This is a genomic window from Curvibacter gracilis ATCC BAA-807, assembly GCF_000518645.1.
In the GTDB taxonomy this organism is placed as follows: Bacteria; Pseudomonadota; Gammaproteobacteria; order Burkholderiales; family Burkholderiaceae_C; genus Curvibacter; species Curvibacter gracilis.
On sequence record NZ_JADZ01000018.1, the window covers coordinates 18475 to 41132 of the forward strand.

The following is a 22658-nucleotide window of genomic DNA, read 5'->3' on the forward strand; positions in this document are numbered from 1 at the left end:
GAGGGTCAGCGGCGAAGATCACCATGACCGACTCAACGACAGAGGCTTTCAGTTTCTGATTGCTGTCACACCTCAAGGGCATCATCGCCGGAGCGCTCCATTCGCGAACGGCACCATGAAGAGCGATTTGAGAACCCATTCCAGAGGTGTTGATGAATCTTTCACATTTGTCGGTTCGTGGCCAGCTGACTCTGGCCTTCGGGGGCTTGATCGCCCTGGTGCTGCTGATCGCAGGGCTGGCCATCCAGGCCCTGGGGGCGTCCAACGCCGAGTTCGAGACCTATGTGAACGGCGTCAACCGGCGGGCCAAGCTGGCCGAAGAGGTTCACAAGGCCGTGGCCGGGCGCGCCATCGCGGCACGCAACCTGGTGCTGGTGACCCAGAGTGCCGATCTGGAGGCTGAAAAGGCCCTGGCCCTTTCAGCCCACAAGGCCGTGGGTGAACACCTGGCGCGTCTGAAAGAACGGGTCAAGGCCGCCGATGTGCCGGCCCAGGCGCGCCAACTGGTGGCCGACATCGAACAGATCGAGCAGGCCTATGGCCCGGTGGCACTCGGCATCATCGATCTGGCCCTGAAGGGGCAACATGACGCGGCGGTGGCCAAGATGAACACCGAGTGCCGCCCCCTGCTGGCCCGCCTGCTGGCCAAGACCGAGGAGTACGCCCAGATCACCGAGAAGCGAGCCCAGGCCATGGTGGCTGAATCTGAGGCCCATTACGCACAGCAACGCACCTTGATGATCACAGCCAGTCTGGCCGCCCTGCTCGGGGCCGCACTCGCGGGCTGGCTGATCACCCGCCGGCTGACCCAGGCCCTGGGGGCCGAGCCGGCAGAACTGGGCGAAGCGGCCCAGCGCGTGGCCGACGGCGATCTGGCCACCCCGCTGGCCAAGCTGAGCCAGGCCCCGGCGGGCAGCGTGCTGGCCTCGCTGGGCGCCATGCAGGCCAGCCTGGTGAACATCGTGCAGCAGGTGCGCTCCGCCTCCGAGTCGATCGCAGGCGGCGTGACCGAGATCGCCACCGGCAACACCGACCTGAGCCAGCGCACCGAAGAACAGGCCAGCGCACTGCAGCAGACGGCCGCCACCATGGACCAGTTCGGGGCCACCGTTCGCAACAACGCCGACAACGCCCAATTGGCCAACCAGTTGGCGGCCAGCGCCTCCAGCGTGGCCAGCCGCGGCGGCCAGGTGGTGTCGCAGGTGGTGGACACCATGAAGGGCATCCACGACAGCTCGCGCAAGATCTCCGACATCATCGGTGTGATCGATGGCATCGCCTTCCAGACCAACATCCTGGCGCTGAACGCGGCCGTGGAAGCCGCCCGGGCCGGCGAGCAGGGCCGGGGCTTTGCCGTGGTGGCAGGTGAGGTGCGCACCCTGGCCCAACGCAGCGCCAGCGCCGCCAAGGAGATCAAGACCCTGATCGGCAACAGCGCCGATCAGGTGGCCCAGGGCGCCCAGTTGGTGGAGCAGGCCGGCAGCACCATGACCGAGGTGGTGCAGGCGATCCAGCGCGTGAGCGACATCGTGGGCGAGATCAGCTCGGCCAGTGCCGAGCAAAGCTCGGGCATGGGCCAGATCAGCCAGGCCGTGAACCAGCTCGACCAGACCACCCAGCAAAACGCGGCCCTGGTGGAAGAAAGCGCTGCCGCAGCCCAAAGCCTGGAGAACCAGGCCGCCCAACTGGTCCAGACCGTGGCTGTCTTCAAGCTGGGCACGGCCCACGCCGCGTTGACCCGCCAGACGGCCGGGCCACAGCGCAGCAGCCAGCCCCAACGAGCCCAGCCCGCCCGCCTGGCCGCCAGCAGGCCTGCGGCCCCGGCCCGCCCCGCCCTGAGCGCAGCGCCAAAGGCCGCCTCGCAGGCATCGGCCGGCGCCAACCGGAGCCAGGATGACTGGGAAAGCTTCTGAAGCGCTGCCAGCCTGCCGCCCCCCGCACGGGGGGCCGTGAGAGCCAGGCTTTGAAGGTCACATGAAAAAACCCACCGGGCGCGACCAAGGCCGCATCCGGTGGGTTTTGACTTGGGGGGTGCGCGTCAGGCCTTGACGGTGCCCAGTGCGGCGTTCAGCGTGGCGCTGGGGCGCATCACGGCGTCGAGCTTGGCGAAGTCAGGCTTGTAGTAGCCGCCGATGTCGACCGGCTTGCCTTGCACCGCAGCCAGTTCGGCCACGATGGTCTGCTCGTTGTCGGCCAGGGCCTTGGCCAGGGGCACGAACTTGGCCGCCAGGGCGGTGTCTTCGGTCTGCGCGGCCAGTTCCTGGGCCCAGTACAGGGCCAGGTAGAACTGGCTGCCACGGTTGTCCAGCTGGCCGGTCTTGGGCGACGGGTTCTTGTTGTTGTCCAGCAGCTTGCCGGTGGCAGCGTCCAGGGTCTTGGCCAGGATCTTGGCCTGGTTGTTGCCGGTCTTGATGCCCAGGTCTTCCAGGCTCACGGCCAGGGCCAGGAACTCGCCCAGCGAATCCCAGCGCAGGTGGTTTTCTTCCACCAGTTGCTGCACGTGCTTCGGGGCCGAACCGCCGGCACCGGTTTCGTACATGCCGCCGCCGGCCATCAAGGGCACGACCGACAGCATCTTGGCCGAGGTGCCCAGTTCCATGATGGGGAACAGGTCGGTCAGGTAGTCGCGCAGGATGTTGCCGGTGGCGCTGATGGTGTCCAGGCCGCGGATCACGCGCTCCAGGGTGTAACGCATGGCGCGCACCTGGCTCATGATCTGGATGTCCAGGCCGGTGGTGTCGTGCTCATGCAGGTACATCTTGACCTTGGTGATCAGTTGCGCCTCGTGCGGACGGTACGAGTCCAGCCAGAACACCACGGGCATGCCCGAGTTGCGGGCACGGGTGACGGCCAGCTTGACCCAGTCGCGGATGGCGGCATCCTTGACCTGGCACATGCGCCAGATGTCGCCGGCTTCCACGTTCTGGCTCAGCAGCACTTCGCCGGTGGCCAGGTCGGTGATGTTGGCCACGCCGTCTTCGGGGATCTCGAAGGTCTTGTCGTGCGAGCCGTATTCTTCGGCCTGCTGGGCCATCAGGCCGACGTTGGGCACCGTGCCCATGGTCTTGGGGTCGAAGGCGCCGTGCCATTTGCAGAAGTTGATGATCTCCTGGTAGATGCGGGCAAAGGTCGACTCAGGCATCACGGCCTTGACGTCCTTCAGGCGGCCATCGGCGCCCCACATCTTGCCGCCGTTGCGGATCATGGCGGGCATGGAGGCGTCCACGATCACGTCGTTGGGCGAGTGGAAGTTGGTGATGCCCTTGGCCGAGTCGACCATGGCCAGCTCGGGGCGGTGCTCGTGGCAGGCGTGCAGGTCGCGCTTGATCTCGTCTTGCTTGGATTGCGGCAGGGTGGCAATCTTGTCGTACAGGTTGGCCATGCCGTTGTTCACGTTCACGCCCAGCTCTTCGAACAGCTTGGCGTGCTTCTCGAACGCGTCCTTGTAGAAGATCTTCACGCAGTGGCCGAACACGATGGGGTGCGAGACCTTCATCATGGTGGCCTTCACGTGCAGCGAGAACATCACGCCGGTCTTGTGGGCGTCTTCGATTTCTTTCTCGTAGAACTCCAGCAAGGCCTTCTTGCTCATGAACATGCTGTCGATCACTTCGCGATCGAGCAGCGAGACCTTGGGCTTGAGGATGATGGTCTTGCCGCTCTTGGTCAGCAGTTCCATCTTGACGTCACGGGCGCGGTCCAGGGTGATGGACTTTTCGCCATGGTAGAAGTCGCCATGGTGCATGTGCGACACGTGGCTGCGCGAGGCCTGGCTCCATTCGGCCATGCTGTGCGGGTTCTTGCGGGCGTATTCCTTGACGGCCTTGGGGGCGCGGCGGTCCGAGTTGCCTTCACGCAGCACCGGGTTCACGGCCGAGCCCAGGCACTTGTTGTAGCGCAGGCGGATGGCCTTTTCTTCTTCAGTCTGCGGGTTTTCCGGGAAGTCGGGCAGCTTGTAGCCCTTGGACTGCAGTTCGCGGATGGCGGTCACCAGCTGGTTCTGCGAGGCGCTGATGTTGGGCAGCTTGATGATGTTGGCGTCGGCCTGCAGGGTCTTCTTGCCCAGCTCGGCGAGCGTGTTGGGAACGCGCTGCTCTTCCGACAGGAACTCAGGGAACTCACCAAGGATGCGGTTGGCCACCGAGATGTCACTGGTGACGACGTCCACGCCCGCCGGGGCCGTGAAGGTGCGGATGATCGGCAGGAAGGCACTGGTCGCCAGCAGCGGAGCTTCGTCGGTCAGGGTGTAGATGATGGTGGGTTGCTGGGTACTCATTGCAGATCTCAAGAAGTGGTGCTGGACAAACGCCACCGGCCCCGTCAAAGACTTGGCCAGTGGTCACTGAAGAATGCTCCCCGATTTTGCTTGCTAGGGTCTGACCTCTGGGCAATTTTTTGCAACGACATCTCACGATGCAAAATTTCATACCCAAAACAAGCGATTTTTTGCTTGTGCAGTGCAACAAACCTGCCCCCCAAGACCCTGATCCATGCCCCAACTGAAGGGCTGGCCCACCGAGCCGAAGCGGCCCCACGCGCCCGATACGCCCAGCCGGCATGGCCGGTAGATACCCGTGAAACGGCCCTGTTGCGCCCAAACCGCGCGTTTATCGCGCAACTCAAGGAATCCCCTGCTTCCACCGTCCGGCGAGGCCTTCTAGGCTTGCGCCCACGTCCTTGGCCTGCAGGCACCCGCCGGCCATCGACACGCCTTCAGAACCACACCATCGGAGACAGACATGAGCGCCAACATGACCGCATACCGCATCGTCCAGAAAGCCACCCTGCTCGGTGCGCTGCTGAGCACCGCCGCCCTGGCCCAGGCCCAGGACAGCATCAAGATCGCCAACCTGGTCGAGCTGTCGGGCCCCGGCACCACGGCAGGCACGCTGTTCAAGAACGGCGTGGAGCTGGCCATCAAGGAAATCAATGCGGGTGGCGGCATCCTGGGCAAGAAGATCAGCTACACCACCGAAGACACCCAGAGCAACCCCGGCGTGGCCAAGGGCCTGACCCAGAAGGCCGTGGACAACGAGGTGTTCGCCATCTTCGGCCCGGTGTACTCGGGCTCGATCATGGTGTCGATGGCCGAGAGCAAGCGCGGCGAGGTGCCCAACTTCACCGGTGGCGAGGCCGCCGCCATCACGGCCCAGGGCAACCCCTATGTGTTCCGCACCTCGTTCGGTCAGGCCGTGTCGTTTCCGAAGCTGGTGCGCTATGTCAACAGCAAGTCGCAGAAGCTGGCCCTGATCTATGTGAACAACGACTTCGGCAAGGGCGGGCGTGACAGCCTGATCAAGCTGCTGGAGGGCACGCCCACCAAGCTGGTGGCCGACATCTCCACCGACGCCGGCCAGGTCGACTTCTCGGCCGCGGTGCTCAAGGCCAAGCAAAGCGATGCCGATGCCGTGTTGATCTACACCAACGAAGAGGAGTCGGCCCGCGCCTTGCGCGAGCTGCGCAAACAGGGCTGGAAGAAGCCCATGATCGGCGAGACCACGCTCACCGGCCAGAAGGTGATCGAGCTGGCTGGCGACGCGGCCAACGGCGCAGTGGCCCACGTGGGCCTGACCATCGATGCGCCGCAACTGAAGGCCTTCGGCGCCAAGTACAAGGCCGAGTACAAGTCGGAATCCGACCACAACGGCATCAAGGGCTACACCGGGGTCTACATCCTGAAGGCCGCCATCGAAAAGGTGGGCAAGCTCGACCGCAAGGCCGTGGCGGCCGCCCTGCGCGGCGGCTGCTTCAGCACCAAACAGCAGCCCAACATCCTGATGGACGTGTGCTTTGACGACAAGGGCGAGCTGGACCGCGAGAGCTTCCTGGTCGAGGTGAAGAACGGCAAGGCCGAAGTGGTTCAAACCCTGCCGCCGCTGCGCCAGAAGTGATTGCCGGACCGGCCGGGCCCTGCGCCCTGGCCGGTGCTCTCCCCTTGTCTGGATCCCCGATGACCGACTTTCTCCAACTCTTTTTGAGTGGCCTGTCCACCGGCAGCATCTATGCGCTGGTGGCCCTGGGCTTCACGCTGCTGTGGCAGGCCTCGGGCACCATCAACTTCGCCCAGGGCGAGTTCGTGATGCTGCCCGCCTTCATGATGGTGGCCATGCTGCACGCGGGCCTGTCGCTGTACTTGGCCTTTGCGATCGCCATCGTGCTGTCGTGCCTGGTGCTGGGCTGGCTGTTCAAGCGCGGCCTGGTCGACCCCCTGTTCAAGTACGGGATGATGCCCATCGTGGTGGCCACGATCGGGCTGTCGATCGCGATGCGCAACGGTGTGCGGGCCGGCTACTCGGCCGAGCCGCAACCCTTCCCGCAGGTGTTCCCCGACGTGGTGTTCGACGTGCTGGGTGTGACGCTGTCGGGCAGCGACATCGGCACCTTTGTGTTCGCCATCGCCCTGGTGCTGGTGACGCAGGCCTTTCTGGCCAAGACCGTGACCGGGCGCGCCATGCAGGCCGTGGCCCAGAACACCGAAAGCGCGGCCGTGCTGGGCATCAACGTGCCGCGCATGATCTTCTACACCTTTGCCATCAACGCCGTGCTGGCCGCCGCGGCCGCGCTGCTGGTCACGCCCACCTACCTGGCCAAGTTCGACATGGGTGAGGGCCTGGGCAACAAGGCCTTCTTCGCCGCCATCATCGGCGGCTTCAACAACAGCCGCGGCGCCCTGCTGGGCGGGCTGATCGTGGGCGTGTGCGAGAACCTGGCCGCGGCCTACATCTCGCCGGCCTACAAGGATGCGGTGGCCCTGGTGATCTTCATGGTGGTGATCCTGTTCAAGCCCCAGGGCCTGCTGGGCCGCAAAGAGGAGCGCAAGGTATGAAGAAGGCGCATGTGATCTTCGGCATCGCGGCCCTGGCCGCCATGCTGGTGGTGCCCGGGTTTCTGAAGAACTACGGCATCCACCTGTTCACCACCTGGCTGGTGTTCATCATTGCCACCATGGGGCTGAACCTCACGGTGGGGTACGCGGGACAGAAATCGCTGGGCCACGCGGCCTTCTTCGGCATCGGGGCCTACACGGTGGCCATCCTGCTCAAGGCCGGCATCAGCTTCTGGATCGGCCTGCCTGCGGCCGCCCTGCTGTGCTTTGGGGTGGGCCTGCTGCTGGGCTTTCCGGCCCTGCGCGTGCAGACCATCTACCTGGCCTTTGCCACGCTGGGCTTCAACACCGCCCTGTGGCTGGTGATGCGCAACGAAGAGTGGCTGACCGGGGGCACCTTCGGCATCAACAACATCGCCCGCCCCGGCCTGTTCGGCTTCAGCCTGGACGGCAACCTGGCCTACTACTACCTGGTATTGGCCTTTGCCGTGGTGCTGGGGGCCTTGTTGTGGGGCCTGCTGCGCTCGCCGTGGGGCAAGGCCTTCACCGCCCTGCGCGACAACCCGATCCGGGCCGAGAGCCTGGGGGTGGACATCCGCAGCTACACGCTGATGAGCTTTGCCATCGGTGCGGTGTACGCCGGCATCGCCGGGGGGCTGTATGCCTCGCAGGTGCAGTTCATTGACCCGGCCACCTTCACCGTGGGCTCGTCCATCATGATGTACCTGATGGTGGTGGTGGGCGGCCCGGGCTACTTCTTCGGCCCCCTGCTGGGCTCGGCGGTGGGCGTGATCCTGCCCGAGTGGCTGCGCTTTGCCCAGGCCTGGTACCTGTTCGTGTTCGGCGCCGCCGTGGTGCTGCTGATGATCTGGCTGCCCGATGGGCTGCTGAGCGTGCCCGAGCGCCTGCGCGCACGGCGCCAGTCGCGTGAAGAATCGGCCGCCCGTTCGGCACGCGCGGCCCCCACAACCCCCAACGGAGGCCAGGCATGAACCCCATGAACCAGCCCTTGCTGCAAGTGAGAGGCCTGAAGAAGGCCTATGGCGCGATCCAGGCCGTGGGCGGGGTGTCGTTCGACGTGCGCCCCGGCGAGATCTTCGGCGTCATCGGGCCCAATGGCTCGGGCAAGACCACCCTGTTCAACAGCATGCTGGGCCAGATCACGCCCGATGAGGGGCAGATCCTGCTGCACGGCCAGGACGTGTCGCGCCTGGGCCCGCTGGAACTGAGCCGGCGCGGCGTGGGCCGCACCTTCCAGACCCTGCAGGTGTTCGGCAAGATGAGCGTGCGCGACAACCTCATCGTGGCCGCCCAGGAGCACCGGGGCAGCCTGCTCGGCCGCATGTTCGCGCCCGGCGACTCGGGCCTGGGGGCCCGCGCGGACGCGCTGATCGACCAGTTCCACATCCGCCATGTGGCGCACAAGAAAGCCGGCGAGCTGAGCTACGGTCAGCAGAAGCTGGTCGACATCGCCATGGCCTTCATGAGCGAGCCCGATCTGGTGCTGCTGGACGAGCCCTGTGCCGGGGTCAACCCCTCGCTGGTGGGCGGCATCAGCACCCTGCTCAAGCAACTCAACCAGAGCCGCCGCGGCAGCTTCGTGGTGATCGAACACAACATGGATTTCGTGATGGACCTGTGCCACCGCATCATGGTGATGGTGGAAGGCCAGGTGATGGCCATTGGCACGCCAGCCGAGATCCGCGCCAACAAACAGGTGCTTGACGCCTACCTGGGGAGCTGAACATGGCCACCATGCCCAATGCAGAGGCCTGCATCACCTTTGACAACGTGACCGCCGGCTACAAGGATTTCATGATCCTCAACCAGCTGTCCTTCCAGGCCCGGCGCGGCGCCATCACGCTGTTGATCGGGCCCAATGGGGCCGGCAAATCCACCGTGCTGAAAACCCTGTTCGGCCTGCTCAAGCCCCGCCAGGGCCAGATCCTGCTGAACGGCGACAGCATCGGCGGCGCCAGTCAGAAGGATCTGCTGGCGCGTGGCATCGCCTTTGTGCCGCAGGGGCGCAACCTGTTCGGCCAGCTCAGCGTGTACGAGAACCTGGAGCTGGGGGGCATCACCCTGGGCATGAAGACCACCCACGAGCGCATCCCCGAGGTGCTGGAGTTCTTCCCCCGCGTGAAGGAGCGCCTGCACTCGCGGGCGGCCTCGCTGTCGGGCGGGGAGCAAAAGCAATTGGAGATCGGCCGCGCCCTGCTGCTGCGCCCCAAGGTGATCCTGATCGACGAGCCCTCGATCGGCCTGTCGCCCATGGTGGTGCTGGACGTGTTCAAGCTGCTGCGCCGCCTGGCCGACCAGGGCACCACGGTGCTGATGGTGGAGCAGAACGTGAAAAGCGCCCTGGCCTACTCGGACGATGCGATCGCGCTGGAGTCGGGCCGCCTGGTGCTGCACCGGCCGGCCGCCGAGATCTTGAGCGACCCGCACATGGAGCGGCTGTTCCTGGGCGGGGCGCACACCACGACGCAGGCTGCCACGGCGACCTGAGATGGGCCGCCTCGCGCAACGCACCAAACAAGGGCTTTTCGCACCAAAAAAGACAAAGAAGCACCACAACGGCACAACCCCACCCGTTGCCGTCAAAACCCACCCAAATATGACAATTACGGATTGACTTTCATCACGAAATTCGCCACGCAACCGGGCGCGATAGGCATAAGTTTTGCATCACCTTCAGAAGAGCAACTGATGCTCGAGAAGGATCATCTTGCCAGCCAGCCCACTGACACCCGCCCAGACCGAAGTCTTCATGCCCCACATGCGCGACGTGGGGCGCTGCGAGCGCTCCTTGCAGGAGCTGAACCTGATGTGGCGCATCATCGAAGCCTCGGCCAAGATGAACTGCCCGCAAGAGGCCCGCGCCATCCTGCCCACCATGGCGGCCACGCGCAGCAGTTTTGCCAAGCTCGAGAAGGAACTGGTGCGCAGCCTGGTGCAGGAGAAGGTGAGCAACGTGCTGACCGAGATCGGCACCAAGGCCCAGTACGTGATCGACATCGTGGTGCGCAACCTGTACGAACGCACGGCCGATGTGGGCTTTCTGGCCACCGACCGGGAGCTGTGCAGTTTCGTGGCCGGCCAGCATGACGAACGTGGTCGCATCTACCACCGGCTGTGCGAATACCGCAGCAAGTACACGGTGTACGACGAGATCATCCTGTTGGACACGGCCGGCAATGTGCTGGTGCAGATCGACCCGGCCACGCCCCTGGAGCACAGCAGCGACCCCCTGATCCAGCAGACCCTGGACAGCGACGGCTTCATCGAGACCTTCCGCGCCAGCGACCTGCGCCCGGGCAAACGCAAGGCCCTGATCTACTCGCGCCGCATGCACCACCCCGACACCGGTGCGGTGGTGGGCGTGCTGTGTCTTTGCTTTCATTTCGAGCACGAGATGCAGGGCATCTTCGCCTCGCATGGCGACCCGGCGCGGCGCAGCAACCTGCTGCTGCTCGACGCTTCGCACGAAGTGATTGCCAGTGCCGACCCGCTGTGGATGCCGGTGGGCGCCCAGGTGCCGGTGAACCTGGAGCACGCGCCCCAGTTGCGCCTGTTCGGTGGGCGCGAGTACCTGGTGCGCACCTTCAGCGCCGAGGGCTACCAGGGCTACCCGGGCCCGGCAGGCTGGCTGGGGCAGGTGATGATCCCGCTGGACGTGGCCTTCAGCCACAGCGAGCGCGATCTCATGAGCAGCCTGGACCCGACCCTGCTCAACGGGCTGCTGTCGCACGCCGACACCTTTTGCCCGCCGCTGCACGACATCATGATGGCCGCGCGCCACATCCAGCGCATCGTCTGGAACGGTCAGGTGATGACGGCCGGGCAGACCGGCGACCTGCTCAAGCTCAAGACCGTGCTCGATCAGATCAGCGAGACCGGCAACCGCAGCAATGAGCTGTTCGAGCAATCCATCCACGACCTGTACCAGACCGTGCTGGCCTCGTCGCTGCAGGACGCCGAGTTCACCGCCCACCTGCTGGTCGACCTGCTGGACCGCAACCTCTACGAACGCTCGGACGACTGCCGCTGGTGGGCCCTGACGCCCGAACTGCGCCAGGGGCTGGCCCAGCCTGAGGCCGACACCCCCGAGCGCATCGCCGCCATCCTGGGCTACATCAACCAGCTCTACACCGTGTACACCCGGTTGGTGGTGTACGACCGCCAGGGGCGCATCATCGCGGCCACCGGTGAAGGCGGCGCCGAACTGGCGGGGCAATCCATCTCGCCCGAGGCCTTGTCCCAGGTGCTGACCCTGGGCAGCCCCCAGCACTACCACGTCAGCCCCTTCGAGGCTTCGCCCCTTTACGAAGGCGCGCCCACCTACATCTACCACGCGGCGATCCGCCACCCCGAGCACGAAGACCAGGTGGTGGGCGGCATCGGCATCGTGTTCGATTCGGGGCCCGAGCTGGTGAACATGCTGCGCAGCGGCCTGGGTGGGCGCGAGCAGATGCAAGCCCTGTTCGTGGACCGCCAGGGCCGGGTGCTGGCCAGCACCAGTACCGAGCACCCCATCGGGTCGCAGCTCGACCTGACGGCCGCCGCCCTGGCACTGGGCCATGGGCAATACCAGTCACGCATCACCACCCACCAGGGCCAGTACGCGATCGAGGCCTGCTCGGTGTCGAGCGGCTACCGCGAGTTCAAGACCAGCGACGGCTACCGCGAAGACGTGATCGCCGTGGTGTACCGCCACTTCGGCGAGGTGCGCTCGGCACAGATGCAGGCCAGCACCCGGACGTACTTCATCGAGCACGATCCAGCCCAGACCGGCGGGCTGGAGTTCGCCACCTTCTTCAGCGATGGCAACCTGATGGCCCTGCCCGCCGAATGCGTGCAGGAGGCCGTGTCCTTTGCCGAGGTGCGCACCACCTCGATGGGCTTGCGCACCGCCCAGATCGGCATCCTGGGCCTGCGCGCCGACCAGGCACCGCAGGGCAAGGCCAGCTTCATCTGGGTGTTCGACCTGGGCGAGCTGATGCATGGCCGGCGCTCGCGCACCACGCCCACCAGCCAGGTGATGGTGCTGCGCCACCGCGACCAGGCCCTGGGCCTGCTGGTGGACGACCTGCACGCCGTGACCCAGTTCGACCCCGCCGACATCGAACCCAGCCCCCTGGCACTGCTGTCCCAATCCATGCTGACCACCGAGGTCATCAAGGCCAACCAGGGCCGCCTGCTGATCCAGGCCGTGAACGCGCCCCGCCTGTTCGACTGGCTGATCGACGGGATCGAGCCGCCGGGGCTGGCCGCCGGACGATCGCCCCAGGAAGCCGAGCTCTCCGAGGATGCCCTGGAGGCACTGGCCGGCTGAAGGGCGCAGGCCCACATTGAACCGACCGCCTGGGCCAGCTTTGGTAACGCCATTTGGAAGGCCAGATGATCACCAGGCATCGGGGGCGGATGACTGTGCCCCTGCGTCCGCCCAAAGCGCGCCATCTGAACAAGCGCCCTCCTACACTCGTTTGTCAAAACTCAAACGAAGGCCTGTGGCCCGATGGGAAGGATGGCGATGGCAAGCACTCAAAAGACGCGTCGCAAGACAGCCCTCTCAGCGGGGACCCCAGGCCACATCGAGCACGACTACGGGGCCTTGCTGGCCGAGGTGAAGACACGCATCCAGTCGGCACAACACGCGGCCTTGCGCGCAGTCAACACCGAGTTGGTCGGCCTGTACTGGGACATCGGGCGTTCGATTGTGGCGCGGCAACAGGTTGCAGGGTGGGGCAAGGCCGTGGTGGCGCAACTGGCGAGCGATTTACAAACCGCATTCCCAAGGACAAACGGCCTGTCGGCCTCCAACCTGTGGCGAATCAAGAGTTTCTTTGAGGCCTACAGCGCCCATGAAAAACTCGCACCACTGGTGCGAGAAATCAGCTGGAGCCAGAACCTACTCATCGTTGAGCGCTGCAAGGATCCTCAACAACGCGAGTTCTACCTGCGCATGACGCGCAAGTGGGGCTGGTCAAAGAACGTGCTGGCCCACCACATCGACAACCAGAGTTACGAAAAATCGCTGCTCGGGCAGACCAATTTTGAAAAGACACTGCCCCAGGCATTGCACGCCCAGGCCAGCCTCGCCATGAAGGATGAATACCTGTTCGACTTCCTGGACTTGGGCGAACAACACAACGAGCGCGCGCTGGAGCGCGCCCTCATGGCCCGCATCGAAGACTTTCTGCGGGCCATGGGCGGCATGTTCGCCTTCATGGGAAGCCAGTTCAGGCTGGAGGTCGACGGCCGTGAGTTCTTCATCGACCTGCTGCTCTTTCATCGACACCTGCGCTCCCTGGTCGCCATCGAGCTGAAGATCGGGGAGTTTGAGCCAGAGTTTGTCGGCAAGATGCAGTTTTACCTGGCGGCACTCGATGCCCAGATACGGCATCAGGACGAAAACCCGTCGATCGGCATCATCCTGTGCAAGGAAAAAAGGCGCACGGTTGTGGAATACGCCTTGCGCGATGCGCGCAAGCCGATTGGCGTGGCCACCTACGAGATCACCAAGACCTTGCCCAAGAATCTACGCGGCCAGTTGCCCTCGCCCGAAGCCATTGCACGCCTGCTGGACAACTTGTGACTTCTTGATCAGCCCTGGGCCTGCCGCCGCCGCGCCACCCGCTGCCGGTTGAGGATGCGCAGGCGCTCGGGCACGGCGGCCAGCAGGGCCTCGCCGGCATGGCGCAGGCGACGGCCCAGGGGCCAGGCCGGGTCGGCCAGCACCACCGGGGCGGTAAGTTCGCTGTAATGCCGGCGCCCAGACAGCTGCATGTGCGAGGTCTCGCGCGCCAGCGTGGTGTAGCGCAGGCCCACCTCTTGCGCCACGATGCAGCGGTGCGGATGCTGCGCCAAGACCGGGGCCAGGGCCTGGGTGTAGGCGATGGGGCCGGTCACACGCAGCACGCCCATCTTGCCCACGCCCTCGCGCAGCGGCGAGTACTGCTCGATGCGCTGCAGCACCTGGTGCAGCACGGCGGCCAGCAAGGGGTGGCGAGGCGCCGCAGCCAGAAACCACTGGATGTACTCGCCGCCCACGGTGTGGGCCAGCTCAGGGTGCACGGTGTCGCCCCCATCGCCCACCAGGTAGACGTCATCGGGCCGCAGCAGCGCGTCCAGCGACCCTTGCAGGCCGCTTTTCTGGTCGAAATACACGCCGCCCATCACATACAGCGCGAAGTAGCGGAACAGGTCGGCCCGCGCCGGGCCATAGGCCGGGTTGAGCCGCTGGTAGGCCGCCTGCAGCCGGGGCGTACTCCAGGCCTGGATGAACTCGGCCTGGCGCCGGTCGTCCATGATGTGCTGCTCCCAGCCCGGGTTTTGCGCCTGCAGCTGCTGCAGGTTGCGCTGGATCGACTCCGGCAGCTGCCCGGCGTCGGGCACGCAGTGGAAGATCTTGCGGCTGATCCGCCCCGGCGTGTCGGGCCGGGGGGCGTGGGTCAGGTCGTCGGAGTCCGGGTGGGGGCGGGTCATAGCGCCGTGATTCTGGCAGCTTTCGGCCCCACCCCGATCCAGTGTGCTCAGGCGTTCATCACCGCCACCGAGCGGGTGTTGAGGTAGGCCTCCATGGCCTCCGGGCCGCCTTCCGAGCCGTAGCCCGAGTCCTTGATGCCGCCGAAGGGCATTTCGGCCGAGGGCATGGCCGGCATGTTGACCCACAGCATGCCCACCTCCACCTTGCGCGACAGCAGGTCGGCGTTCTTGAGCGAGCGCGTGAAGGCATAACCTGCCAGGCCGTAAGGCAGGCGGTTGGCTTCGGCGATCGCGTCTTCCAGGGTGTTGAAGCTGCGGATGGCGGCCATGGGGCCGAAGGGCTCGTCATTGAACACCTTGGCGTTCAGCGGCACGTCGGTCAGGATGGTGGGCTGCCAGAAGTTGCCAGCCTCGCCGATGCGGGCGCCGCCATAGGCCACGGTGGCGCCTTGCTGCACGGCGTCCTGGGTGAACTCGGCCATGGCGGTCACGCGGCGCGGGTTGGCCAGCGGGCCCATCTGCACGCCTTCGTCACGGCCGTTGCCCACCTTGAGCGACTGGGCGTGCGCCACCAGGGCGGCGGCAAAATCTTTGGTGATGCTTTCATGCACCAGGAAACGGGTGGGCGAGATGCAGACCTGGCCCGCGTTGCGGAACTTGGCCGCACCGGCCGACTTGACCGCCAGGGCGATGTCGGCGTCTTCGGCCACGATCACCGGGGCGTGCCCGCCCAGCTCCATGGTGACGCGCTTCATGTGCTGGCCGGCCAGCGCGGCCAGTTGCTTGCCCACCGGGGTGGAGCCGGTGAAGGTGATCTTGCGGATCACCGGGTGGGCGATCAGGTAGCTGGAGATCTCGGCCGGGTTGCCATAGACCAGGCCCAGCACGCCCGGGGGCAGGCCGGCGTCGGCAAAGGCGCGGATCAACTGGGCTGGTGCGGCCGGGGTTTCCTCGGGCGCCTTGACGATCATCGAGCAACCGGTGGCCAGGGCCGCCGCCAGCTTGCGCACCACCTGGTTGATGGGGAAGTTCCAGGGCGTGAAGGCCGCCACCGGGCCCACCGGGTCTTTCAGCACCATCTGGCGGATGGCCAGGTTGCCACGCGAGGGCACGATGCGGCCATACACGCGCAGGCCTTCATCGGCAAACCACTCGATGATGTCGGCGGCAGCCAGGGCCTCGACCTTGGCCTCGGGCAGGGGCTTGCCCTGTTCCTGGGTCAGCAGCACGGCGATGTCGCCGGCGCGCTCGCGCATCAGGGCGGCGGCGCGGCGCATGACCTTGTTGCGCTCGATGGCGGGGGTGTCACGCCAGAGGGCAAAGCCGTCCTGGGCGGCCAGCAGGGCCTGGTCCAGATCGACCCGGCTGGCGTGCGCCACGCGGCCGATTTCCTGGCCGGTGGCCGGGTTGAAGACGGCCAGGGTCTTGCCATCAGCGGCGTCCAGCCATTGGCCACGGATGAAGAGTTGGGTGTTGGGGTAGGTCATGTGCGGCTCGGGGTCATGAGGGTTCACAGAAAACAGGAAGCCGGCCGCCCAGGCAGCAGCAAGGCCGGCACCAGGGCCGCCCGCCCACCCGGCAAGGGGTGCGCGCTTCTTGCAAGCTGCTGAGTATGCCGGCTTGCCGGCTTTTCTGCAGGACGCGGCCAACAGCCCGGCGTGGGGCTGCGCCAGGTCAAGCATTTGCGCCCTATTTCGGACATAGGGTCATTCAATAAGACGAACGGTTGTGGCACCCGATAATTTCACCCACCCCACCGACCAGGAGCCCGCATGCCCGAGACCTTTGAACACTTTCGCGACCAGGCCCTGGCCGAGGGCGCGGTCGAGGTGCTGGAGCGCCGCTGGGAACCCCTGCAGGTGGTGCCCCTGCACACCCACCCCTTTGAAGCCAGGGCACTGGTGACCGAAGGCGAGATGTGGTTGACGGTGGACGGCCAGACCCGCCATCTGCGGGCGGGTGACCGGTTTGAACTGGCGCCGAACGTGCCGCACGACGAGCGCTATGGCGCGCAGGGCGCGGTGTACTGGGTGGCGCGGCGCTGAATCGCGCGCCCAGCCACACCGACGCGCAGGCCGCCATCGCACCCCATGCCCGGGTTGGCAGCCAGGGGGCTGCGCGCCAGGTGCCGACTCCAGCCGCCAGGCCCGGCTCCAGGGCACAGCACAGGCCCGCAAAGGTGAGGCGGGGTGCCTCATGGCGCCTGAAAAGTCACCACTGCCAGTGATCAACCACCTTCCGATTTGCCATCACCCCCGGAAGACAACCATCCACCTCGCCACCAGCCGATTTCAAAAGAGAAAATTCAGGCGCTGATTTTTCTTTGAATATCAAACACTTGCAGAAGCATCCTAGGGAAATCCCGTAAGACCCAGCGGTCTGGCGCGTGATTTGCGCTGTATCAACACCTGCCACTTCTTTGCACAGGTGCTTGCCTGCAGGACCACCGGCAAAACCGGTCGGGTCCCCCCAAACAGCCTAGGAGACTCTCCCCCATGGAAACCTTTTACGAGGTCATGCGCCGCCAGGGCATCTCGCGCCGCAGCTTTCTGAAGTACTGCTCCCTCACCGCCACCTCGCTCGGCCTGGGCCCGGCCTTCGTGCCCCAGATTGCCCATGCCATGGAGACCAAACCCCGCACGCCCGTGCTGTGGCTGCACGGCCTGGAATGCACCTGCTGCTCCGAGAGCTTCATCCGCTCGGCCCACCCGTTGGCCAAGGATGTGGTGCTGTCGATGATCTCGCTGGACTACGACGACACCCTGATGGCCGCCGCCGGCCACCAGGCCGAGGCCATCCTCGAAGAGATCATGACCAAATACAAGGGCAACTACATCCTGGCCGTGGAAGGCAACCCGCCGCTGAACCAGGATGGCATGAGTTGCATCATCGGCGGCAAGCCCTTCATCGAACAACTCAAGCACGTGGCCAAGGACGCCAAGGCCGTGATCAGCTGGGGTTCCTGCGCCTCCTGGGGCTGCGTGCAGGCGGCCAAGCCCAACCCGACCCAGGCCACCCCGGTGCACAAGGTGATCTTCGACAAGCCCATCATCAAGGTGCCGGGCTGCCCGCCGATCGCCGAGGTGATGACGGGGGTGATCACCTACATGCTGACCTTCGACCGCATTCCCGAACTGGACCGCCAGGGCCGCCCGAAGATGTTCTACAGCCAGCGCATCCACGACAAGTGCTACCGCCGGCCCCACTTCGATGCCGGCCAGTTTGTCGAGCACTTCGACGACGAGTCCGCCCGCAAGGGGTATTGCCTCTACAAGGTGGGTTGCAAGGGCCCCACCACCTACAACGCCTGCTCCACCGTGCAATGGAACGGGGGCACCAGCTTCCCGATCAAGGCCGGCCACGGCTGCATCGGCTGCAGCGAAGACGGCTTCTGGGACAAGGGCTCGTTCTATGAGCGCCTGAGCAACATCCCGCAGTTCGGCATCGAGGCCAACGCGGACCGCATCGGCGCCACCGCCGCCGGCGCCGTGGGGGCCGCCGTGGCCGCCCACGCGGCCGTCTCGGCCATCAAGCGCGCCACCCAGAAGCAAGACACCAGCCCAACCGCCTGACACCAGGCCAGAACAGGAAGACAAGACATGGGTGCTTACGAAACTCAAGGCTTCAAGATGGACAACTCGGGCCGCCGCATCGTGGTCGACCCGGTGACCCGCATCGAAGGCCACATGCGCTGCGAAGTCAACGTCGACAGCAACAACGTGATCCGCAACGCCGTGTCCACCGGCACCATGTGGCGTGGCCTGGAGGTGATCCTCAAGGGCCGCGACCCACGCGATGCGTGGGCCTTCGTGGAACGCATCTGCGGCGTGTGCACCGGCTGCCACGCCCTGACCTCGGTGCGTGCGGTGGAAGACGCGCTGGGCATCGTCATCCCCAAGAACGCCTACCTGATCCGCGAGATCATGGCCAAGACCCTGCAGGTGCATGACCACGCCGTGCACTTCTACCACCTGCATGCGCTCGACTGGGTGGACGTGGTCTCGGCCCTCAAGGCCGACCCCAAGAAGACCTCGGAGCTCCAGCAACTGGTCTCGCCGTCGCACCCGCTGTCTTCGGCCGGTTACTTCCGCGACATCCAGAACCGACTGAAGAAGTTCGTCGAAAGCGGCCAGCTCGGCCCCTTCATGAATGGCTACTGGGGCTCCAAGGCCTATGTGCTGCCGCCCGAGGCCAATCTGATGGCCGTCACCCACTACCTGGAAGCGCTGGACCTGCAAAAGGAATGGGTCAAGGTCCACACCATCTTCGGTGGCAAGAACCCGCACCCCAACTACCTGGTCGGCGGCGTGCCCTGCGCCATCAACCTCGACCACGACGGCGCGGCCGGTGCCCCGATCAACATGGAGCGCCTGAACTTCGTCGAGGCCCGCATCCAGGAGATGATCGACTTCAACAACAAGGTCTACATCCCTGACGTGCTGGCCATCGGCACGCTGTACAAGCAGGCCGGCTGGCTGCACGGCGGCGGGCTGGCCGCCACCAATGTGATGGACTACGGCACCTATGAAAAGGTCATGGGCGACGCCCGCACCCGCCAGTTGCCCGGGGGCGCCATCCTCAACGGCAACTGGGACGAACTGCACGAGGTGGACCCGCGCGACCCCGAGCAGGTGCAGGAGTTCGTGCCCCACAGCTGGTACCAGTACGCCGACGAGACCAAGGGCCTGCACCCCTGGGACGGCGTGACCGAACCCAACTACGTCCTGGGCGACAAGACCAAGGGCACGCGCACCCACATCCAGGAAATCGACGAAAGCGCCAAGTACTCGTGGATCAAGTCGCCCCGCTGGCGCGGCCATGCCGTCGAAGTCGGCCCGCTGTCGCGCTACATCCTGGCCTACGCCCACGCCAAGAAAGGCCACGCCCATTGCCAGCGCGTGAAGGAGCAGGTGGACTTCTCGGCCAGCATGATCAACAGCGGCATCCCCAAGGCCCTGGGTCTGCCCGAAACCCAGTACAGCCTCAAGCAGTTGCTGCCCACCACCATCGGCCGCACGCTGGCGCGCGCCCTCGAGTCGCAGTACTGCGGCGAGATGATGTACGACGACTTCAAGGAACTGGTGGCCAACATCAAGGCGGGTGACACCAGCACGGCCAACGTCGAGAAATGGGACCCTGCCACCTGGCCCGCCGAGGCCAAGGGCGTGGGCACCGTGGCGGCACCGCGGGGGGCTCTGGGCCATTGGATCCGCATCAAGAACGGCCGCATCGAGAACTACCAGTGCGTGGTGCCCACCACCTGGAACGGCAGCCCGCGCGACAACAAGGGGCAGATCGGCGCCTTCGAGGCCAGCCTGCTGAACACCCCCATGGTCAACCCGGAGCAGCCGGTGGAGATCCTGCGCACCCTGCACTCCTTCGACCCCTGCCTGGCCTGCTCCACCCACGTGATGAGCCCGGACGGCGCTGAACTGACCAGCGTCAAGGTGCGCTGAACACCCCGCCCGGCAACGACGACCAACGACCTCCGGAGACAACGCAATGAAGACACTGATGCGCCCCCTCATTCCCGGCCTGGCCCTGCTGGCGGCCGGCGCCGCCCAGGCCCACCCCGGCCATGGCGTGCAAGACCTGGCCCAGGGGCTGGCCCACCCCTTCCTGGGCCTGGACCACCTGCTGGCCATGCTGGCGGTGGGCGTCTGGTCCGCCGTGGCCCTGCCGGCCGGCCAGCGCCTGCTGGGGCCGGCCGTGTTCCTGCTGAGCCTGCTGGCAGGCGCGATGCTGGCCCTGGTGAACCCGGTCCTGCCCGGGCTGGAGGTCGCCATCGCGGCCAGCGTGGTGCTGATGGGCGCGCTGCTGCTGTGGGGCCAGCGCACCGGCGTGCGGCTCGGGCTGGCCGCCGTGGCCGGTGCCGGCCTGCTGCACGGCCTGGCCCATGGCGCGGAAGCCGGCGCGGGCGGGCTGTGGATGGGCTACGCCTTGGGCTTTGTGCTGAGCTCCACCCTGCTGCATGGCCTGGGCCTGCTGACCGGCCAGGCGCTGACACGGGTGCCGAGCTGGGTGCGCCAGGGCCTGGCCACGCTGCTGGCCGGCAGTGGCGGCCTGATGCTGCTCGGCCGCCTCTGAGGCGGCCTCCCCCCTCACTTTGATGAACGGGTACCACCATGTCATCCCCATCTGCCAACGAGGTTCCGCTGACGCCCGTCTCGGCCAGCGAAAGCCCAGCCGACGCGCTGCAGGTCGCCCAGGCCCGTGCGCTCAAATCGGTCTATGTCTACGAGGCCCCGGTGCGTGCCTGGCACTGGGTCAACGCCCTGGCCATCACGGTGCTGGCCATCACCGGCTACCTCATCGGTTCGCCACTGCCCACGGTCAGCGGCGAGGCCAGTGAGCACTTCATCATGGGCTACATCCGCTTCGCCCATTTCAGCGCCGGCTATGTGCTGGCCATCGGCCTGCTGGGTCGGGTGTACTGGGCCCTGGTGGGCAACCACCATGCGCGGGAGCTGTTCTGGGTGCCCATCTTCCAGAAAGCCTACTGGCGCGAGATCGGCGTGCTGCTGCGCTGGTATGGCTTTCTCAATGACCGACCGGGCAAGTACGTGGGGCACAACCCGCTGGCCCGCTTCGCGATGGTCTTCGTGTTTCTGCTCACCACCGTGTTCATGATCGTGACCGGCTTCGCGCTGTATGCCGAAGGGGCGCAACGCGGCTCCTGGGCCGACAAGCTGTTCGGCTGGGTGATTCCCCTGTTCGGGCAATCGCAGGACGTGCACACCTGGCACCACCTGGGCCTTTGGGTGCTGGTGGTATTCGTGATCATCCACGTCTACGCCGCGATCCGCGAAGACATCATGGGCCGCTCCAGCGTGGTCAGCACCATGATCTCGGGCCACCGCACCTTCAAGGACTGAGGCCGTGAGCGACGCCCCCCCAATCCTCTGCGTGCTGGGCATCGGCAACGTGCTGTGGGCCGACGAGGGCTTCGGCGTGCGCTGCGTCGAGGCCCTGCACCGGCGCTACGAGTTCGCCGACCAGGTGCGCCTGATCGACGGCGGCACCCAGGGCCTGTACCTGATCCAGCACGTGCAGGCCGCCTCGCGCCTGCTGATCTTCGATGCCATCGACTACGGGCTGCCGCCCGGCACCCTCAAGGTGATCGAGGGCGACGAGGTGCCCGCCTTCATGGGGGCCAAGAAAATGAGCCTGCACCAGACCGGCTTCCAGGAGGTGCTGATGCTGGCCAAGCTCACCGAGCAGTATCCACAGGAGGTGGTGCTGCTGGGCTGCCAGCCCGAAGAGCTGGACGACTACGGCGGCAGCCTGCGGCCCCGGGTCAAGCAGGCCCTGGAAGACGCCCTGGCGTTGGGCCTGGACAGGCTGCGCCAGTGGGGCGCCCAGCCCCGGCCGCGCGACACACCGCTGCCCGATCACGAAGCCATCACCTTTGCCGAGCTGGCGCTCAACCGCTACGAAGCCGAGCGCCCGCCCGAGGCGCTGGCCTGCCGGGTCGGTGACGAGCGCTTCATGCCGACCGGAGCCTGAGCCCATGTGCATCGGCATCCCCATGCAGGTCGTTCGGCTGGAGCCAGGCCACGCCCTGTGCGCCGGCCCCGGCGAGCTGCGCCGCGTGCGCACCGCCCTGGTAGGCCCCTGCCAGCCGGGCGACTGGCTGCTGGTCTTCATCGACAGCGCGCAGGAGATCCTGTCGCCCGAGCGGGCGCGCGAAATCAACGACACCCTGGCCTTGATGCAGGCGGCGCTGGCCGGCGAGGCCTGCGCCGAACCGGCCTTTGCCCTGCCCTCGAGCCTGAGCCGGGACGAACTGCTGGCCCTCTCGGGCCGCCCCGCCCTGCCCACCACCGGAGAACCCGTTTGAGCACCGACACCCCCTCTTTGCCCGTGAACCTGGTCCGCCTGCCCGTGCAGGCCCCGGTCACGCCGGCCGACACCCCGGCCCTGGTCGAGCGCCTGATCACGCAGTTCAACGGCCAATGGGTCGACGAGCACAACCTGGACACCTGGGCCGCCGCCGGCGGCGACCGCGTGCTGCTGTTCACCGGGGACACCACCCGCTTCCCGGAAGGCCTGGATGTGGCGGTGGTGTTGCCGGAACTGCAGCAAGCCCATGCCGGGCGCTTCCAGATCGGCGTGGTGCCCCGTGCCAGCGAGGAGCGGCTGGCGCGCCGCTTCGGCTCGCAACGCTGGCCCACCCTGGTCTTCCTGCGCGATGGCGGCTATGTGGGCGCCCTGAGCGGGATGCTGGACTGGGAGGATTTCGTGCGCGAAGTCGGCGCCACCCTGGCGCGGCCGATCAGCCGCGCCCCCGGCGTCGGCATTGCCGTGGTCTCGGGCGACGCTGCTGCCTCCCACTGCCATTGAA

Annotated in this window: 19 protein-coding genes; 16 read left to right on the forward strand and 3 right to left on the reverse strand. The window is 66.1% G+C overall.

The features are described 5' to 3' along the window. The first annotated feature begins 152 nt into the window (after nt 1-152). Entirely contained in the window at nt 153-1913 is a 1761-nt protein-coding gene (locus L880_RS0115720) for a methyl-accepting chemotaxis protein (RefSeq protein WP_027476493.1), read from the forward strand. A 125-nt stretch (nt 1914-2038) separates the two neighbouring features. Here L880_RS0115720 and L880_RS0115725 read toward each other — a convergent pair whose 3' ends face one another. Further along, nucleotides 2039-4276 carry an NADP-dependent isocitrate dehydrogenase gene (locus tag L880_RS0115725; protein WP_027476494.1) on the reverse strand — a complete coding sequence of 746 codons (2238 nt, stop codon included), beginning with the start codon at nt 4274-4276 and terminating at the stop codon, nt 2039-2041. Nucleotides 4277-4739: 463 nt separating this feature from the next. Here L880_RS0115725 and L880_RS0115730 point away from each other — a divergent pair, with 463 nt between their 5' ends. The 7 genes from L880_RS0115730 (at nt 4740) to L880_RS0115760 (ending at nt 13424) form a co-directional block, all read left to right on the forward strand. After that, nucleotides 4740-5891: an ABC transporter substrate-binding protein gene (locus L880_RS0115730; RefSeq protein WP_084461344.1), complete on the forward strand. Its 1152-nt coding sequence runs from the start codon at nt 4740-4742 to the stop codon at nt 5889-5891. Nucleotides 5892-5950: 59 nt separating this feature from the next. Continuing rightward, nucleotides 5951-6826, forward strand: a complete 876-nt coding sequence (locus L880_RS0115735) for a branched-chain amino acid ABC transporter permease (RefSeq protein ID WP_027476496.1) — start codon at nt 5951-5953, stop codon at nt 6824-6826. Further along, nucleotides 6823-7818 (forward strand): branched-chain amino acid ABC transporter permease, encoded by a 996-nt coding sequence (locus L880_RS0115740; protein ID WP_027476497.1) that lies wholly within the window; start codon nt 6823-6825, stop codon nt 7816-7818. The genes L880_RS0115735 and L880_RS0115740 overlap by 4 nt, the downstream gene beginning before the upstream one ends. A 5-nt stretch (nt 7819-7823) precedes the next feature. Beyond that, a complete protein-coding gene (locus L880_RS0115745; protein WP_027476498.1) occupies nt 7824-8570 on the forward strand; it encodes an ABC transporter ATP-binding protein in 747 nt (248 codons plus the stop codon). Between the two features lie 2 nt (nt 8571-8572). Next, on the forward strand, nt 8573-9334 hold the full coding sequence (locus L880_RS0115750; protein ID WP_027476499.1) for an ABC transporter ATP-binding protein: 762 nt from the start codon (nt 8573-8575) through the stop codon (nt 9332-9334). A gap of 262 nt (nt 9335-9596) precedes the next feature. Next, nucleotides 9597-12161 (forward strand): chemotaxis protein CheW, encoded by a 2565-nt coding sequence (locus L880_RS0115755; protein ID WP_051443362.1) that lies wholly within the window; start codon nt 9597-9599, stop codon nt 12159-12161. 198 nt (nt 12162-12359) lie between these two features. Next, a complete protein-coding gene (locus L880_RS0115760) occupies nt 12360-13424 on the forward strand; it encodes a PDDEXK nuclease domain-containing protein (protein ID WP_027476501.1) in 1065 nt (354 codons plus the stop codon). An 8-nt stretch (nt 13425-13432) separates the two neighbouring features. On the opposite strand, the gene L880_RS34435 is transcribed toward L880_RS0115760, so the two are convergent. Both L880_RS34435 and L880_RS0115770 read right to left on the reverse strand, forming a co-directional pair. After that, nucleotides 13433-14314, reverse strand: coding sequence for a glycosyltransferase family 32 protein (locus L880_RS34435; protein WP_051443348.1), 882 nt, complete (start codon nt 14312-14314; stop codon nt 13433-13435). A gap of 47 nt (nt 14315-14361) precedes the next feature. Then, nucleotides 14362-15801, reverse strand: a complete 1440-nt coding sequence (locus L880_RS0115770; protein WP_027476502.1) for an NAD-dependent succinate-semialdehyde dehydrogenase — start codon at nt 15799-15801, stop codon at nt 14362-14364. A 285-nt stretch (nt 15802-16086) separates the two neighbouring features. Between L880_RS0115770 and L880_RS0115775 the strand changes: the two genes are divergently transcribed. From L880_RS0115775 to L880_RS0115810, 8 genes are all read left to right on the forward strand, one after another. Beyond that, nucleotides 16087-16359 (forward strand): cupin domain-containing protein, encoded by a 273-nt coding sequence (locus tag L880_RS0115775; protein ID WP_019574235.1) that lies wholly within the window; start codon nt 16087-16089, stop codon nt 16357-16359. Nucleotides 16360-16809: 450 nt separating this feature from the next. Then, on the forward strand, nt 16810-17886 hold the full coding sequence (locus tag L880_RS0115780) for a hydrogenase small subunit (protein WP_019574236.1): 1077 nt from the start codon (nt 16810-16812) through the stop codon (nt 17884-17886). A 27-nt stretch (nt 17887-17913) separates the two neighbouring features. Continuing rightward, nucleotides 17914-19770 (forward strand): nickel-dependent hydrogenase large subunit, encoded by a 1857-nt coding sequence (locus L880_RS0115785; protein WP_019574237.1) that lies wholly within the window; start codon nt 17914-17916, stop codon nt 19768-19770. Nucleotides 19771-19828: 58 nt separating this feature from the next. Further along, nucleotides 19829-20401 (forward strand): HupE/UreJ family protein, encoded by a 573-nt coding sequence (locus tag L880_RS0115790; RefSeq protein ID WP_245615185.1) that lies wholly within the window; start codon nt 19829-19831, stop codon nt 20399-20401. Between the two features lie 38 nt (nt 20402-20439). After that, nucleotides 20440-21189, forward strand: coding sequence for a Ni/Fe-hydrogenase, b-type cytochrome subunit (cybH, locus tag L880_RS0115795; protein WP_019574239.1), 750 nt, complete (start codon nt 20440-20442; stop codon nt 21187-21189). 4 nt (nt 21190-21193) lie between these two features. Continuing rightward, nucleotides 21194-21820 carry a HyaD/HybD family hydrogenase maturation endopeptidase gene (locus L880_RS0115800; RefSeq protein WP_027476504.1) on the forward strand — a complete coding sequence of 209 codons (627 nt, stop codon included), beginning with the start codon at nt 21194-21196 and terminating at the stop codon, nt 21818-21820. Nucleotides 21821-21824: 4 nt separating this feature from the next. Beyond that, nucleotides 21825-22154, forward strand: coding sequence for a HypC/HybG/HupF family hydrogenase formation chaperone (locus tag L880_RS0115805; RefSeq protein ID WP_027476505.1), 330 nt, complete (start codon nt 21825-21827; stop codon nt 22152-22154). Continuing rightward, entirely contained in the window at nt 22151-22657 is a 507-nt protein-coding gene (locus L880_RS0115810) for a thioredoxin domain-containing protein (RefSeq protein ID WP_027476506.1), read from the forward strand. The genes L880_RS0115805 and L880_RS0115810 overlap by 4 nt, the downstream gene beginning before the upstream one ends. The last annotated feature ends 1 nt before the right edge of the window (nt 22658 follow it).